We start from the raw sequence: 17,146 nt of genomic DNA, 5'->3' as shown, positions 1-17,146 counted from the left end.
TTTCCTGTTTAATCATTGCGGAATTTCCAAATATATTCTATATTAGTAATAAGAAAAAATATTCAAAATTTTTTTGAATTAAAAATGAATGAACATTCATTCAATAAATTGTGTAAGGGGGATATAAACTTGGTTCGACAAATACGAAAGGCTGCTGTTCTAGGGTCAGGAGTTATGGGATCAGGGATTGCTGCACACCTTGCTAACATCGGCATTCCGACTTTATTATTGGATATTGTACCTCGTGAACTCACTGAGGATGAAAAGAAAAAGGGACTGACATTAGATAATAAACAAGTGCGTAACCGCATCAGCCAAACGGCGATTACGAAACTTTTAAAACAGAAACCAGCTCCGCTTTCGGCTAAGGGAAACATCGCGTTGATCGAGGCTGCAAACCTGGAAGATGATATAAGTCGTTTAAAGGATGTCGATTGGATCATCGAAGTGGTCGTTGAGAAGCTTGAGGTTAAGCAAAGTGTGTTCGCCCAGGTTGATCAGCATCGTAAACCAGGAAGCATCGTTTCTTCGAATACATCCGGAATTTCAATCGAAGCGATGGCAGAAGGACGTTCGGAGGACTTTCAAAAGCACTTCCTGGGAACTCACTTCTTCAATCCGCCGCGTTATCTTAAATTGTTGGAGATCATCCCTACTAAGGCAACTTCATCAGAAGTGCTCGACTATATGAAAAGATTTGGCGAAGATGTTCTTGGAAAAGGTGTTGTCGAAGCCAAGGATACCCCAAACTTCATCGCAAACCGCATTGGAACTTATGGTTTATTGGTCACTTTGAGGGAAATGCAAAAAGGCGGATACAGTGTCGGTGAGGTCGATTCGGTTACAGGTCCGTTGATTGGAAGGGCAACTAGCGCCACTTTCCGGACACTTGATGTCGTTGGATTGGATACCTTTGCACATGTTGCCAGAAACGTTTATGACCAGGTGGACGGAGAAGAAAAAGAAGTTTTCAAGATACCTGATTTCATGAATGAAATGCTTAAGAATGGGTGGCTTGGAAGCAAGTCAGGACAAGGATTCTTCTTGAAAAAAGGCAAGGAAATCCTTGAACTGAATCCCGAAACCCTTGAATATGCCGCACGAAAAAGATTAAAAACGCCTTCCATCGAAATGGCTAAACAGGCCAAGGGCTTGGATAATAAAATGAAAGCGCTTGTTTATAGCGAAGACCGTGCCGGCCAATTACTATGGAATGTCCTGAATCCGGCGCTTGTGTATTCTGCCCAGCTGCTTGGGGACATCGCGGATGACATCGTGGCGATCGATCAAGCGATGAAATGGGGATTTGGATGGTCCACAGGCCCATTTGAAACCTGGGATGCGATAGGTGTAGAAAAATCGGCAGCCCGAATGGAAGCGGAAGGCATAACCGTCCCGCAATGGGTGAAGGATATGCTCGCTAAAGGCATCAAGTCATTCTATAAAGAAGAAAATGGCATAGTTCACTATTATGATAATGGTGAATATAAAGAGCTTGTCGAAAATCCTAAAGTGATCAATCTTAAAGCGATCAAGAAGCAAAAAGGCGTAATCAAGAAAAACAGTGGTGCAAGCTTGATCGATATTGGCGATGGAGTGGCTCTGCTTGAATTCACTTCGCCGAATAATGCAATCGGTCTGGATATCATACAAATGATCAATGCCGCGGTTGAAGAAGCGGAAACGAATTTTAAAGGCCTGGTCATCGGAAACCAAGGAAAGAATTTCTGTGTCGGCGCTAATATTGCAATGATGCTGATGGAAGCGCAGGATGACAATATTTTTGAACTCGATATGGTCATCAGCCAATTCCAACAGGCGATGCTTAAAATTAAGTACAGTGCAGTTCCTGTAGTGGTTGCCCCGTTTAATATGACACTTGGCGGGGGTGCTGAAGTGTCCCTTCCGGCAGCGCGCATCCAGGCAACGACTGAAACGTATATGGGACTAGTGGAACCTGGTGTCGGCTTGATCCCAGGCGGCGGCGGGACTAAAGAACTTTATGTGAAGACTTTGAGGAATATGCCGAAGGGCGTTGACTTCGACTTACAGAAAGTGGCCAACCAAGTATTTGAAACGGTCGCCATGGCAAAAGTTTCGACCTCAGCCGAGGAAGCGAGGGGGAATAATTTCCTTAATTCATCTGATGGAATAAGCGTGAATGCGGATCATCAGCTATATGATGCGAAACAGGCGGTACTTTCCATGCATGAACAAGGCTATACCGCTCCAGCCCGCACAAAGATCCCTGTCGTAGGTGAAACTGGATATGCCGCACTGCTATTAGGGGCGGAATCCATGCGCCTTTCAGGATTCTTATCAGAACATGACCTTGTCATAGCCAAAGAGCTGGCATACGTCCTGGCAGGAGGAAAACTCCCATTTGGCACGGAAGTTGATGAACAGTATATCTTGAACCTGGAAAAACAGGCATTCCTAAAACTGATTTCGACTCCGAAATCCCAGGCAAGGATGCAGCACATGCTCGTTAAAGGTAAACCACTCCGTAATTGATGAATAGATGAAGAGATGGCCAAAACGAGATCGATAGATTGATAGCTTAAAAATGAGTAAGGGGGATCCTCATGAAAGAAGCGGTAATAGTAGCTGGAGCAAGGACTCCGGTAGGAAGAGCGAAAAAAGGTTCTCTTGCTAGTGTACGCCCTGATGATTTAGGGGCTCTTGTCGTAAAGGAAACGTTAAAGCGTGCAGGGAATTATGAAGGAACGATAGATGACCTGATTATCGGTTGTGCAATGCCTGAGGCGGAACAAGGATTGAACATGGCGCGTAACATTGGAGCATTGGCAGGATTGCCTTATACAGTACCGGCCATAACGATTAATCGCTACTGTTCAAGCGGTCTGCAAAGTATTGCATATGGAGCGGAAAGGATCATGCTCGGCCAAAGTGATACAGTCATTGCAGGCGGAGCGGAATCCATGAGCCTTTTGCCAATGATGGGCCATGTAACACGTCCGAACGCGAGACTTGCGGAAACGGCACCGGAATATTATATGGGTATGGGTCACACTGCTGAAGCCGTGGCAAAAAAATACGGCATTTCCCGTGACGATCAAGATGCATTTTCTGTTAGAAGTCATCAGAAGGCGGCTAAGGCCATTGCAGAAGGAAAGTTTTCCGATGAAATCGTACCGGTTGACGTTACCCTTCGTTCAGTGGGACCAGATCTTAAGTTAAAGGAAAAATCATTTACTTTTACACAGGATGAGGGCGTTCGTCCAGGAACGACTGCTGAAGTGCTGAAAAAACTAAGACCTGCATTCTCCGTTACAGGATCCGTAACAGCAGGGAATTCATCACAGACGAGTGATGGTGCAGCCGCGGTCATGGTCATGGACGGGGAAAAGGCTTCTTCCTTAGGGATGAAACCGATGGGTAAGTTCCGTTCCTTTGCTGTAGCAGGAGTACCGCCTGAAATTATGGGCATCGGACCGATTGCAGCCATACCTAAAGCATTGAAGCTAGCGGGTCTTGAGTTATCGGATATTGGTTTATTTGAATTGAATGAAGCCTTTGCTTCCCAATCCATTCAAATCATTCGTGAGCTTGGATTGAATGAAGAGATTGTCAATGTAAATGGAGGAGCCATCGCTTTAGGCCATCCACTAGGATGTTCGGGAGCAAAATTGACATTAAGCCTGCTTCATGAAATGAAGCGCAGAAACCAACAGTTCGGAGTCGTGACAATGTGTATCGGCGGCGGAATGGGTGCTGCCGGAGTGTTTGAATTAATGGCGTAATCCGACCCCTTCCGGAAGCTGTCATGCTTCCGGCGGGATCACTATCTTAAACACATAGGAGGAAATAACATGTCCAATCAAACTACAGATAACCTCATTAAAGGCGGGGCCTTTTTAATAGAAGATATTACGTATGATCAAGTGTTTACACCGGAAGATTATTCTGATGAGCATAAAATGATTGCCAAAACTTCCGAGGAATTCGTAGTGAATGAAATTCTGCCGCAGGTTGAACATTTAGAAAACCATGAGTTTGACCGTTCCGTTAAATTATTGAAGCATGCAGGTGAAATCGGTTTACTTGGTGCTGATGTTCCTGAGGAATACAGCGGATTGGGTCTCGATAAAATCAGTTCGGCATTGATTACGGAAAAAATGGCACTTGCAGGCGGTTTCGGAATTACGCATGGTGCACATGTAGGTATCGGCTCTTTGCCAATCGTATTATTCGGGAATGAAGACCAAAAGAAAAAATATCTTCCTTTACTGGCAACGGGTGAGAAGATTGCCGCGTATGCCTTAACGGAACCAAGCTCAGGTTCTGATGCCTTGGGAGCAAAAACGACAGCGAAATTGAATGCAGAAGGAACACACTATATTTTAAATGGCGAAAAACAATGGATTACAAATGCAGGTTTTGCAGATGTATTCTGTGTATACGCCAAAATCGACGGCGAACAATTCTCCGCTTTCATTGTTGAGCGTGATTATAAAGGCGTATCAACTGGGGCCGAAGAGAAGAAAATGGGGATCAAAAGCTCATCTACACGTACTTTAATCCTCGAAGATGTTCATGTACCAGTCGAAAACCTTTTGGGTGTAGCCGGAAAAGGGCATGTCATCGCTTTCAATATCCTGAATATCGGCCGCTATAAATTAGGTGTCGGTGCTGTCGGCGGATCTAAACGAGCCCTTGAGATTACAGCTGCTTATACGAATCAACGTCAACAGTTCAAAACGAAAATTTCCGATTTTAACTTGACGAAAGAAAAACTTGCAACAATGGCAGCGAAAATTTATGCGGCAGAAAGCTCTGTATATCGTACTGTTGGCCTTTATGATCAAAGACAAAGCAAATTGACGGATGAGCAAGTGAAAGATGGGAAATCAATGGCGGCTGCAATCGCTGAATATGCAATTGAATGTTCATTGAATAAATTCTTTGCTTCCGAAGTATTGGATTACGTTACGGACGAAGGCGTTCAGCTTCATGGCGGTTATGGTTTCATGCAGGAGTATGAAATTGAAAAAGCATATCGCGATTCCCGTATTAACCGGATCTTTGAAGGTACGAATGAAATCAATAGATTGCTTGTTCCGGGAACATTCCTGAAGAAAGCACTTAAAGGGGAATTGCCGCTACTTCAAAAAGCTCAAGGCCTGCAAGAGGAATTAATGATGATGATGCCGGAAGAACCTGGCGATGAGCCACTGGCACAAGAAAAAATGCTTGTTAGGAACGCGAAGAAAATCGGTATTTTGGCAGCTGGGCTTGCGGCACAGAAATACGGCAAAAATCTTGATCAAGAACAAGAAATCCTCTCCAACATTGCTGATATCACATCTCTTGCCTATGCAGCTGAATCCGTGGTATTGCGTACGGAAAAAGCAATTGCAGCTACAGGTCTGGAGAAGAACAAACAAAAAGTGCTTTACACGGAAATCTTCGTTCAGGAAGCTTTCAATGAAATAGAACAGCATGCAAAGGAAACGTTAATTGCGGTGGAAACAGGCGATACTCTTCGCATCATGCTTTCGTCGCTCCGTAAGCTGACAAGACACACTCCGATCAATGTCATTGCGAAAAAACGCGAAGCATCCGTCAAAGTAATCGAAACGGAAAAATATGCTCTTTAAGCAATAAGTCAGAATCCGTAAAGGGAATGCCCGAAAAGGCATTCCCTTTATTTCCTTTGATGAAATCGCATTGGAAATTCAAAAGACATTTCGTTGTATTGCGTGGTAAAAACGGGTATTCTATTGATAGGTGGTGAAATGATGGGCTTAACATTATATTGGTACCCAAAATGCGGTACATGCCGTAATGCGAAGAAGTGGCTGGATAATCATGAACTGCAATATGAAGCGATCCATATAGCGGATAATCCCCCTTCGCGAACTGAAATAGAACAACTATATAAAAACAGCAATTTGGAGTTGAAGAAGTTTTTCAATACTAGCGGTCAAAAATATCGGGAGCTAGGCTTAAAGGATAAGCTGAAAGAAGCTTCTGAAGCAGAGATGCTTGATATATTGTCCACAGATGGCATGCTTCTGAAAAGGCCGATCGTTACGGATGGCACCAAAGTGACGGTAGGTTTCAAAGAAGAGCAATTCGAACAGGTTTGGAACTGAAATTTCACGAAATATTTGGTTAATTCCTTACTTAAACAAACAATCTACCTTATAATGGAATAGATAAAATAAGATGTACATATGGAGGGTTAATTATGACAACAACACCAAAAGAACTTCGTTACACTAAAGAACATGAATGGGTCAAAACGGAAGATGGAACAGTGCGCATTGGAATTACGGCATTCGCACAGTCCGAGCTTGGGGACATCGTATTCGTTGAGCTTCCGGAAATCGGCGATGAATTGAAAGCGAACGAACCATTTGGAAGTGTTGAATCCGTTAAGACCGTTTCTGAGCTTTATGCACCTATCAGTGGCAAGGTTGTTGAAGTAAACGAAGATTTAAGTGACAACCCTGAATATGTAAATGAGTCTCCTTATGAAAAGGCATGGATGGTCGTGCTTGAACCATCTAATGTCAGTGATATTGAAAACTTGATGAGCGCTGAAGAGTATGAGAGTTTAATCAACGGTTAAAAAGAAAGGAGAGGGGGGACTGAAAAGGCCTGCTCTCTTTTTCATTTGTACAGTGGGTGAGTTGCGCACATAATTCGTGAGATGGAGTGATGACATGGAGTGGGGCGAATTCGATAAAGTGATCATTGTAGAAGGCAGTTCCGATAGAAGAAAAGTTGCCTCCGTTTTAAATGAAGATGTGGAAATAATATGTACGAATGGGACCATATCATTAACTAAGCTGGATGAATTAGTGGATGAATTGATGGACCGTGATGTTTATCTCCTTTTTGACGCAGATGAATCAGGAGAAAAGCTGCGGAAGCAGTTCCGAAGGGAAATGCCGGAAGCGAACCACCTGTATATTAATAAAATGTACAAAGAAGTGGAGAGCTCACCCGAACATCATATCGCAACTGTGCTCCTATCTGCCAATATGAATGTGAAAATGAAATTTCTAAGTCAAAGGGTGAACGACTAATTGATGCAAGAATGGAAAGAAGAAGAGTGTAAGCTTGCTGTTGAAAATGGGGAAACCTTTTGCTTATATTTATATACACCTTTATGCGGCACCTGTCAGGTGGCCTCCAAGATGTTGACGATATCCTTGGAGCTTTTTCCGGAATTGAAGGCAGGCAAAATGAATATGAACTATGTCCAAGCAATTGCCGAATCATATGAAATCGAAAGTGTTCCTTGCTTATTGCTTTTCAAAGAAGGGCAGCTGCACAAAAAAATATATGCCTTTCAATCCGTTCCTTATTTGTACGGATTGCTTAAGGAAATCAGCTAGGAAACCAATCAGAACCGCGGTTGGTTTTCTTTGTTGCTGACATTTGAATGAGAGAAGAGAAAAACAAAGAATATTCTAACAATTCATTGACTGATTTAATCTAAAATGCTATATTTTGAATTAAGTAATGGCAGAATTTAATAGTTCTTATCAAGAGTGGCGGAGGGACTGGCCCGACGAAGCCCGGCAACCGGTATAAATTTTTATATACGGTGCTAATTCCAGCAGAGTGTTGGCTCTGGTAGATGAGGTGTGTTCTTGAAACCTCTTCTTATTGAAGTGGTTTTTTTGTTTATAAAAAGCCAGATTTCATATAAATCCAACTAAATCCATAGAAAAAGGTGAAATTATATGTCAGAGAAAAAGTTGCGTTTCGAAACATTAAGTGTTCATGGCGGTCTCCAAGCTGATGAAACAGGTGCCCGTGCCGTTCCTATCTACCAAAGCAATGCATACTTGTTCAAGGACACCGACCATGCAGCGAATTTATTTGGCCTAAAGGAGAATGGCTATATATATACACGGCTTCATAATCCCACGGTCAGTGTTTTTGAGGAAAGGATGGCTTTATTGGAAGGCGGTATCGGCGGATTGGCAACGGCAAGCGGAATGGCCGCCATCTCACTTTCAATCCTGAATATCGCCGCTGCAGGGGATGAGATTGTTTCTGCCTCTACATTATATGGCGGTACGTATAACCTTTTTGAAAACACTCTTCCTAAATATGGGATCAAAGTGAAGTTCGTTTCTCCCGATGACCCTGAAAACTTCAAAAGGGCGATTACGCCAAGAACTAAAGCCATTTTTGCTGAAACGATCGGAAATCCAAGTTTGAGGGTGCTCGATATTGAAGCGGTAGCGGAAATTGCCCACGAAGCCGGCATACCTTTAATCATTGATAATACCTTCGCGACACCGTATCTTTGCAAACCAATTGATTTTGGAGCGGATATTGTCATCCATTCCGCTACAAAATGGCTTCTTGGAAATGGAACGACGCTAGGCGGTGTCATCGTGGATGGAGGGAAATTTGATTGGAACTCGCCGAACTACCCTGGCTTCACGGAGCCTGACCCAAGTTACGACGGTCTGGTATACGCCGAGGCAGTTGGACCTGCTGCATTCATAACGAAAGCCCGAGTCCAGTTACTCCGTGATTTGGGCCCAGCACTAAGTGCCCAAAGTGCATTCCAGTTTACGCTTGGACTTGAAACGCTGCATGTAAGGATGAAAGAGCATCTATCCAACACCAAGTCTGTCATAAACTATTTAAAAAACCATCCTGCCGTTACCTGGGTTTCACATCCTGGTGATGAGGATCATCCCGATAAAGCCCTTGCGGATAAGTATTTGCCAAAGGGAGCTGGATCTGTCGTGACATTTGGGATTCAAGGTAATCGCGAAGCTGGGGCAAAACTTATCAATTCGGTGGAATTATGGTCCCATGTGGCTAATGTGGGGGATGCGAAGAGCTTGATCATCCACCCAGCCAGTACGACCCATCAACAATTGAATGAGGCGGGTCTTGCGAAAGCGGGCGTAAGTGCCGATCAAGTCCGATTATCGATTGGGATTGAAAATGTAGACGACTTAATAGAAGATTTGGAGCAGGCAATTGAAAAGGCGACGAATATCGTCTCCTTGACTTCCAAATCGGTTTAAGTAAAGTTCCTGTTCATTCTTGTACTAGAAATAATATACATTGCGCTCCTTTTTTATCTATGATAAAATTTCTCCATACTAAAGAACTTAATGATGTACAAATATTCTATATATTAGCTCTTATCAAGAGAGGTGGAGGGATGTGCCCGATGAAACCCGGCAACCGACAAGGAGATTTCCTTGGAAAGGTGCCAATTCACACAAAGTTTAATCACTTTGGAAGATGAGAGGAAGGCCTGTTTCTTCACCTGCCTTTCTGCTCATGCAGAAAGGTTTTTTCTATTTTAATTGGGAAAACTTTTACATGATAGGAGAAACAGACTAATAATGTAGAGAAATCAACTAAGTTCATAGGTTTTATTGGATAAAAGAGGTGAGGGTTAATGATTACATTGACGAAAGTCAGTAAGCTGTTCCGAACAGGAAAAGGAAACAGTGAGACGATCAAGGCTGTAAATAATGTGAATGTTGAAATAAATAAAGGCGAGATTTTCGGTATCATCGGTTACAGTGGAGCGGGGAAAAGTACTTTGATCAGAATGCTCAATGGATTGGAAACACCGACAGAGGGATCCGTTGTGGTGGCTGAAAAGGAAATTTCAAAAATTAAAGGGGCTCAGCTCCGTAAGGCCCGTCAAGAAATCAGCATGATTTTCCAACATTTCAATCTATTATGGTCAAGGACCGTTCAGGAGAATATATCTTTCCCTTTGGAAATTGCAGGAGTTTCTAAACCTGAACGCACCAAGCGTGTGAACGAATTGATCAAGTTAGTCGGACTTGAAGGCAGGGAAAAGGCCTATCCTTCGCAATTAAGCGGAGGGCAAAAGCAAAGGGTGGGAATAGCCAGGGCTCTGGCAAATGACCCTAAAGTTCTGCTGTGTGATGAAGCGACTTCTGCATTGGATCCGCAGACTACCGACTCCATACTCGAATTGCTTGTTGACATCAATCAGCGTTTGGGATTGACGATCGTCTTGATTACGCATGAAATGCATGTAATACGTAAAATCTGCCATCGCGTCGCCGTGATGGAAAGCGGGCAGGTTGTTGAACAGGGTCCTGTCCTGGATGTCTTCAAGAATCCTAAAGAACAAATGACGAAGCGTTTCGTCCAACAGGTAACGGAACCGGAAGAAACGAAAGAAACGATGGACCATTTGCTCGAACGCTATCCAGCCGGCAAAGTGATTCAATTGACCTTTGTAGGTGATCATGCAGAAAGCCCATTGATCACCAAGCTTGTACGTAACTTCGAGTTGGATGTCAATATCGTTCAAGGTAAGATATCCCAAACAAGAAGCGGTTCATATGGAACATTGTTTATCCATCTAGATGGCAAAGAGGATGAAATGCTCCGCGCAATCGAATTCATTAGAGCACAGCAGGTAGGCGTGGAGGTGATTACTCATGCTTGAAGAATTATTGCCGAATGTTGATTGGGAAGACATCATTGAAGCTACGAAAGAAACGCTTTACATGACAAGCGTCTCTGTAGTGGCAACCTTTTTTATAGGCATAATACTAGGATTGATCCTTTTCCTGACAGGGAAGGGTAATATGTGGCAAAACCGGGCTGTCAACGGAGTCATGAGTGCTGTCGTCAATATATTCCGTTCCATTCCATTTCTTATTTTGATCGTGCTGCTCATTCCTTTCACTAAAGCGCTTGTCGGTTCCATGATCGGTGAGAACGCTGCACTGCCGGCACTTATTATCGGTGCGGCCCCATTTTATGCGCGTATGGTTGAAATCGGCCTCCGTGAAATCGATAAAGGTGTAATTGAAGCCGCTAAATCGATGGGGGCAAAAACGAGCACGATCATTTGGAAGGTCCTTCTTCCAGAGTCGATGCCTGCCCTTATTTCCGGGATTACGGTAACATCGATTGCATTGGTTGGATATACCGCGATGGCCGGGGTCATCGGCGCAGGCGGGCTTGGTAATCTAGCCTATTTGGACGGCTATCAAAGAAATCAAAATGACGTTACGCTTGTAGCGACGATCGTTATTCTAATTATCGTCTTCATAATTCAAATTATTGGAGATGTGATTACATCTAAATTGGACAAAAGATAAAGGGAGATGAATAGGATGAAAAAGTTTTTAGGATTTGCATTAATCTTAGTGTTATCTATCGCTTTGGCTGCTTGTGGAAGTGAAAAGGATAAAAGCGGCAGCGATACGGAAAAAGAATCGAAGAAAATAGTTGTAGGGGCATCCAATGTTCCTCATGCAGAAATCCTTGAGGAAGCTAAACCGCTTCTTAAAGAAAAAGGAATCGATTTGGAAATCGAAACATTCCAGGACTATGTTTTACCGAATAAGGCGTTGAATGATAAGGAATTGGATGCTAACTACTTTCAACACATTCCATATTTAGAGGGGCAAATTAAAGAAAATGGATATGACTTCGTCAATGCTGGCGGAATCCATATCGAGCCGATTGCTCTATATTCAAAAAAATATAAAAGCATTGATAAACTTCCGGAAGGCGCAACAATTATTATGAGCAGCTCTGTTGCTGATCATGGACGCGCTTTATCCCTTTTGGAAAAGAATGGCCTGATCACTTTGAAAGAAGGCATCGATAAAACGACGGCTACAACGAAAGACATCGTTGAAAATAAGAAAAACCTTAAATTCGATGCCGATTATGAAGCGGCCCTGCTTCCTAAAATTTATGAGAGCGGCGAAGGCGATGCAGTCTTGATCAACTCCAACTATGCAATTGACGCCGGTTTGAATCCGCTTGAAGATTCGATTGCGATTGAAGATTCCGAATCACCTTATGTGAATGTCATTGCCGTAAACAAAGGTGACGAAAATAAAGAAGCAATCAAAGCGCTTGTAGAAGTATTGCATTCTAAAGAAATTCAAGATTTCATTCTTAAAGAATACAAAGGTGCAGTTGTACCGGCGGATAAATAATTCGAGAAAGGCGACCTGATTTAACTCAGATCGCAGTTTAACAACAAAAAGGTTGCGGAATGGTCTCATTCCGCAACCTTTTTTTAGTGGATTTATACCGATAATAACCCTCTATATTTGTTGTTGAGTGCCAATGGGCAGGAGATAACTCTCATATTACACATAGTCATGGTTGCGGAATCTGCGTCAACAGCTTCAGGTTTTCCAGCTTTCTTAATCACTTGTTCAATCAGAGGCTCTTAATACGAGTATTTCCGGGTATTACTATCGTCCCAGCACAAATCCGTTACGGTCTGCTGACGCATAAATAAATAAGCGAGCTGGTTTGTCCGTTCAGCTTTCACATAGTGCGTCGCTCATGATTTTTAGTTTGTCTACAGTTTTTTAGATTTTTAGGTTTTCAAAATTTGAACGTTACTTTCCACTTCAGGCACTCGCTTTCCGCGGGCGGTCCGCCCTCGGCGCTTTTGCGCCTGCGGGGTCTCCCTTGGCTCGCTTTTCCCGCAGGAGTCTCGAACACCCGCTCCAATCCACTAAGACTAAACAATCAGATAGAATCACTTTCACCTACATTCTGTATTCCGTTCAATGCTGGTTAGGATTTCCATAATAAAGTGCCTCACTTCTCTAAGTTCGGATAATGATGATCCAGGTTGTTTCAGTCTGCACCTTAATTTAATTTCTTTCATGTTTAATCAGGAACGGAAAGGGTATATAGATAATGAAGGTGAAAAACTGATACACAAATTTGAAAGGATGGTTCACTATCAATACTCTGGATCTAAATGTAACAAGCGAAATGGAAAAGGCGATGCAGTCTTCACATGGGGTTGGCTACAGTGAGTACAGTAGAAACTTAGACCTCCGTATCGAGGTTGAGAAAGAACGGGATAGGGAACATGTAAAGTGCAACAAAATGGTCCAGGACCTACAACGCAAAATTCACGGCTAAGCATATAAAAGAATTCTTTAAAAGATCGGTCTGTAGAGGTAAAATGGAAAGTGGTCCATAAAATAAGGGTTTCCTTATTGGATAAACTTACATAATACCTGACAGTCCGATTTTTTTCTTTTTAAAGCGGAACGTTCATACCTTGCAATCGAATTCTTTGAACATATAGTAATAAGGACGAAGATTTGCCGAATAATAAGATAATTTTAACAAAAGCTAAAATAAGTATGAATATGCAGTAAACAGGCCATATCTGTTAGTATTGTAAGAATTGGACAGGTTTTTAACATGGCAGAAGTAGAAACCCCTATCTATTTAGTTGATTCCAAATTGGATTTGTTATAAAATTGGAATGAGAATAAAGTGAGAATGCTTTTACGTAAATTATAGTAATGAAAGTAATCTTTACTTTCTGGTAATAAAATTGGAATTAGTTCACGGAGGTATTATTATGTCAGCTTCTACATTAACGGTTAAAGATCTTCACGTATCAATTGAAGGCAAAGAGATTTTAAAAGGGGTAAACCTTGAAGTTAAAGGTGGAGAAATCCATGCGATCATGGGACCAAATGGAACTGGTAAATCCACTTTATCATCAGCAATCATGGGTCACCCTAAATATGAGGTAACTAGCGGAAGCATCACATTTGATGGTGAAGATGTTTTGGAGATGGAAGTAGACGAGCGCGCTCGTGTCGGTCTATTCCTAGCTATGCAATATCCAAGTGAAATCAGCGGTGTTACAAACGCAGACTTCTTACGTTCTTCCATTAACGCACGCCGTGAAGAAGGCGATGAAATTTCATTGATGAAATTCATCCGTCAAATGGACCAAAAAATGGAATTCCTTGAAATGGATGAAGATATGGCGCAACGCTATTTGAATGAAGGTTTCTCAGGCGGAGAGAAAAAACGCAACGAGATTCTTCAATTAATGATGATCCAACCTAAAATTGCAATCTTGGATGAAATTGATTCAGGTCTAGATATCGATGCACTTAAAGTCGTTTCAAAAGGTATCAACGAAATGCGCGGAGAAGACTTTGGATGCTTGATCATCACTCACTACCAACGTCTATTAAATTACATCACTCCTGATTTTGTACATGTAATGATGCAAGGGCGTGTCGTAAAATCAGGCGGTCCTGAACTTGCTGCCCGCTTGGAAGCGGAAGGTTATGACTGGATTAAACAAGAATTGGGCATTGAAGACGAAACTGTTGGCGAAGAAGCGTAAGTAGGAGGATTTGCAATGACTACAGAAACGAAATTACCGTTTGAACAAGAGGATATAAGCTCCTATTCAACTAAAAATAATGATCCAGCTTGGCTATCCGAGCTTCGGATTCAAGCGTTTTCTGAATTAGAAAAGCTCCCGATGCCAAAGCCGGACAAAACGAAAATCGATAAATGGAATTTCACTTCTTTCCAAACTCATACGGTTGAGAGTGAAGCTTTTGCCTCTTTAGAGGAGCTTCCGGAAGAAATTAAGTCCATCATTGAAGAAAATGAAAACTTATACATCCAACGCAATAATACGCCGGCACATATCAATCTGTCAGCAAATGTGAAAGAACAAGGCGTCATTTTTACGGATATTTTATCAGCGGCTCGTGATCATGCTGAGCTCGTGCAAAAATATTTCATGAAAGACGGCGTTAAAATAGATGAGCATCGTTTAACAGCACTTCATGCTGCATTAGTTAATGGGGGAGCATTCCTTTATGTTCCGAAAAATGTAGAAATCAAAGAGCCGATTCAATCGGTATTCCTTTTGGATAATCCAGATACTACACTTTTCAACCACGTCTTGATCGTAGCTGAAGATAATAGCTCTGTCACATATGTAGAGAACTATTTCTCAACCGTTGAGTCTAACGAAGGTGTTGCCAACATCGTAACTGAAGTATTTGCAAATGCGAATGCCAAGGTCCAATATGGTGCGGTCGATACCCTTTCTAAAGGCTTCACGACATATGTTAACCGCCGTGGAGTGGCTGGACGTGACGCCCGTATTGAGTGGGCGCTTGGCCTGATGAACGACGGAAATACGATTTCAGACAATACAACATATCTAATGGGCGATGGCTCTCACGGTGATACAAAAACCGTTGTAGTCGGACGCGGGGAACAAAAGCAGAACTTCACGACTGCCATCATTCATTATGGCAAACGCTCTGAGGGTTATATCCTTAAGCACGGTGTCATGAAAGAATCCGCATCCTCCATTTTTAATGGAATTGGGAAAATAGAGTATGGTGCTACAAAGGCCAATGCCGAACAAGAGTCACGCGTATTGATGTTAAGTGAAAAAGCACGCGGGGACGCCAATCCGATCCTCTTGATCGATGAAGATGATGTAACGGCTGGTCATGCTGCTTCCGTAGGCCGTGTCGACCCGCTTCAACTGTATTATTTAATGAGCCGTGGTATTACAAAGAAAGAAGCAGAAAGACTTGTCATTCACGGATTCTTGGCCCCTGTTGTTAACGAGCTTCCAATTGAGGGAGTCAAAAAACAATTAGTAGCGGTCATTGAAAGGAAAGTACAGTAATGAACCCATACGAAATTCGTAAGCTTTTTCCAATATTAGATCAAGAAGTCAATGGTCAGCCATTAGTTTATTTAGATAGTGCTGCAACCTCTCAAAAACCGGCTGCAGTGATTGAAGCGATTGAGCAATATTACCGCGGCTATAACTCGAATGTTCACCGCGGGGTGCATACACTAGGAACAAAAGCTACGGATGCGTATGAAGGTGCTCGTGAAAAGGTACGTAAATTCATTAATGCTTCTTCTACAGAGGAAATCATCTTTACCAGAGGCACAACGACTGCTTTGAATACTGTAGCAAGAAGTTACGGTGGCGCAAATATTAAAGAGGGTGACGAAATCGTCATCTCTTACATGGAGCATCACAGTAATATCATTCCGTGGCAGCAGCTTGCCAAAGAAAAAGGCGCTGTATTGAAGTATATTCCGCTTCAGGAGGATGGCACGATTTCCGTTGACGATGCGAGGGCTACAATTACGGAAGCAACGAAAATCGTGTCCATCATGCAGGTTTCGAATGTGCTTGGCGTTATCAATCCTGTGAAGGAAATCGCCCAAATTGCCCATGATCACAATGCTGTAATGGTAGTCGACGGGGCACAAAGCACGCCGCATCTAAAAGTGGATGTCCGTGATTTGGATTGTGATTTCTTTGCCTTCTCAGGTCATAAAATGGTCGGTCCAACAGGCATCGGCGCATTATATGGCAAGAAAGATCTTCTAGAAAAAATGGAACCGATCGAATTCGGCGGAGAGATGATTGATTTTGTAGGTTTGTATGAGTCTACATGGAAAGAACTCCCGTGGAAATTCGAAGGCGGTACCCCAATCATCGCCGGCGCCATCGGCATGGGGGCTGCCATTGATTTCTTGGAGGAAATCGGTTTGGATAATATTGAACGGCATGAACATAAGCTCGCCGCTTATGCAATGGAGAAAATGTCAGCAGTTGAAGGGCTGACCATTTATGGTCCTAAAGATGCAGAAAAGCGTGCTGGTGTAATTACCTTTAATATTGATGACGTACATCCACATGATGTCGCTACCGTTCTTGATGCAGATGGAATTGCTGTCCGTGCCGGTCACCACTGCGCACAGCCATTAATGAAATGGCTTGACGTATCAGCGACAGCAAGAGCAAGTTTCTATCTATATAACACGGAAGAAGATATTGATAAGCTTGTGTCCGGGCTTGTTAAAACGAAGGAGTATTTCAGTAATGTCTTTTGATAATCTTGATACACTTTACCGTCAAGTCATTATGGATCACTATAAGAAACCTCGTAATAAGGGCATGCTAGAAGATGGAAGCATGACAATCGATATGAATAATCCAACTTGCGGCGATCGGATTCGTTTAACGATGAAGATTGAAGATGGCAAGGTCAGCGATGTTAAATTCGATGGTGATGGTTGTTCGATATCCATGAGTTCAGCTTCCATGATGACTCAAGCCATTAAGGGCAAAGACGTTGAAACTGCTCTAGCGATGTCCGAGACTTTTTCCTTAATGATTCAGGGAAAAGAATACGACGATGAGATGGACCTTGGGGATATTGAAGCCCTTCAGGGTGTTTCTAAATTTCCTGCCCGAATCAAGTGTGCTACCCTAGCTTGGAAAGCCATGGAAAAGGGATTGAAGGAATAATTAAATTAAAATGAGCTGTTGTAATTCAGC

General features: G+C 42.7%; 15 protein-coding genes and 2 riboswitches. All 15 genes read left to right on the top strand.

Annotated elements, in window-relative coordinates; genetic code table 11:
- The first annotated feature begins 129 nt into the window (after window positions 1–129).
- Window positions 130–2,514: a 3-hydroxyacyl-CoA dehydrogenase/enoyl-CoA hydratase family protein gene (locus MKX49_RS23785; protein WP_340878045.1), complete on the top strand. Its 2,385-nt coding sequence runs from the start codon at window positions 130–132 to the stop codon at window positions 2,512–2,514.
- A 71-nt stretch (window positions 2,515–2,585) separates the two neighbouring features.
- Window positions 2,586–3,764, top strand: a complete 1,179-nt coding sequence (locus MKX49_RS23780; protein ID WP_048688201.1) for an acetyl-CoA C-acetyltransferase — start codon at window positions 2,586–2,588, stop codon at window positions 3,762–3,764.
- A 69-nt stretch (window positions 3,765–3,833) separates the two neighbouring features.
- Window positions 3,834–5,621, top strand: a complete 1,788-nt coding sequence (locus MKX49_RS23775; protein ID WP_053536760.1) for an acyl-CoA dehydrogenase family protein — start codon at window positions 3,834–3,836, stop codon at window positions 5,619–5,621.
- A 141-nt stretch (window positions 5,622–5,762) separates the two neighbouring features.
- Window positions 5,763–6,119, top strand: coding sequence for an arsenate reductase family protein (locus MKX49_RS23770; RefSeq protein WP_034310119.1), 357 nt, complete (start codon window positions 5,763–5,765; stop codon window positions 6,117–6,119).
- Window positions 6,120–6,214: 95 nt separating this feature from the next.
- On the top strand, window positions 6,215–6,598 hold the full coding sequence (gcvH, locus tag MKX49_RS23765) for a glycine cleavage system protein GcvH (protein WP_053536759.1): 384 nt from the start codon (window positions 6,215–6,217) through the stop codon (window positions 6,596–6,598).
- A 94-nt stretch (window positions 6,599–6,692) separates the two neighbouring features.
- Window positions 6,693–7,058 (top strand): toprim domain-containing protein, encoded by a 366-nt coding sequence (locus tag MKX49_RS23760; protein WP_323596225.1) that lies wholly within the window; start codon window positions 6,693–6,695, stop codon window positions 7,056–7,058.
- A gap of 3 nt (window positions 7,059–7,061) precedes the next feature.
- Window positions 7,062–7,370, top strand: coding sequence for a thioredoxin family protein (locus MKX49_RS23755; RefSeq protein WP_063596108.1), 309 nt, complete (start codon window positions 7,062–7,064; stop codon window positions 7,368–7,370).
- Between the two features lie 144 nt (window positions 7,371–7,514).
- A riboswitch (SAM riboswitch) is annotated at window positions 7,515–7,622 on the top strand.
- A gap of 99 nt (window positions 7,623–7,721) precedes the next feature.
- Window positions 7,722–9,032 (top strand): O-acetylhomoserine aminocarboxypropyltransferase/cysteine synthase family protein, encoded by a 1,311-nt coding sequence (locus MKX49_RS23750; RefSeq protein WP_340878044.1) that lies wholly within the window; start codon window positions 7,722–7,724, stop codon window positions 9,030–9,032.
- 117 nt (window positions 9,033–9,149) lie between these two features.
- Window positions 9,150–9,262: riboswitch (SAM riboswitch) on the top strand.
- 153 nt (window positions 9,263–9,415) lie between these two features.
- Window positions 9,416–10,450 (top strand): methionine ABC transporter ATP-binding protein, encoded by a 1,035-nt coding sequence (locus tag MKX49_RS23745; RefSeq protein WP_340878043.1) that lies wholly within the window; start codon window positions 9,416–9,418, stop codon window positions 10,448–10,450.
- Window positions 10,443–11,111 carry a methionine ABC transporter permease gene (locus MKX49_RS23740; protein ID WP_034310130.1) on the top strand — a complete coding sequence of 223 codons (669 nt, stop codon included), beginning with the start codon at window positions 10,443–10,445 and terminating at the stop codon, window positions 11,109–11,111. Before MKX49_RS23745 ends, MKX49_RS23740 begins: the two co-directional genes overlap by 8 nt.
- Window positions 11,112–11,126: 15 nt before the next feature.
- On the top strand, window positions 11,127–11,963 hold the full coding sequence (locus tag MKX49_RS23735) for a MetQ/NlpA family ABC transporter substrate-binding protein (RefSeq protein ID WP_251540413.1): 837 nt from the start codon (window positions 11,127–11,129) through the stop codon (window positions 11,961–11,963).
- A 1,403-nt stretch (window positions 11,964–13,366) separates the two neighbouring features.
- Window positions 13,367–14,152 carry a Fe-S cluster assembly ATPase SufC gene (sufC, locus tag MKX49_RS23730; RefSeq protein ID WP_034310141.1) on the top strand — a complete coding sequence of 262 codons (786 nt, stop codon included), beginning with the start codon at window positions 13,367–13,369 and terminating at the stop codon, window positions 14,150–14,152.
- Window positions 14,153–14,167: 15 nt separating this feature from the next.
- Complete coding sequence (gene sufD / locus MKX49_RS23725; RefSeq protein WP_034310144.1) at window positions 14,168–15,469, top strand: Fe-S cluster assembly protein SufD; 1,302 nt, start codon at window positions 14,168–14,170, stop codon at window positions 15,467–15,469.
- Window positions 15,469–16,698, top strand: coding sequence for a cysteine desulfurase (locus tag MKX49_RS23720; RefSeq protein WP_048688225.1), 1,230 nt, complete (start codon window positions 15,469–15,471; stop codon window positions 16,696–16,698). The genes sufD and MKX49_RS23720 overlap by 1 nt, the downstream gene beginning before the upstream one ends.
- The gene (gene sufU / locus MKX49_RS23715) at window positions 16,688–17,116 is read left to right on the top strand and encodes a Fe-S cluster assembly sulfur transfer protein SufU (RefSeq protein WP_323596211.1); all 429 of its coding nucleotides are present in this window, start codon (window positions 16,688–16,690) and stop codon (window positions 17,114–17,116) included. Before MKX49_RS23720 ends, sufU begins: the two co-directional genes overlap by 11 nt.
- Window positions 17,117–17,146: the final 30 nt, after the last annotated feature.

Source organism: Peribacillus sp. FSL M8-0224 (assembly GCF_038003055.1).
Classification (GTDB): domain Bacteria; phylum Bacillota; class Bacilli; order Bacillales; family DSM-1321; genus Peribacillus; species Peribacillus frigoritolerans.
The sequence above is the reverse complement of the archived record's forward strand: the minus strand, read 5'-3'. Positions and strand labels throughout refer to the sequence as shown.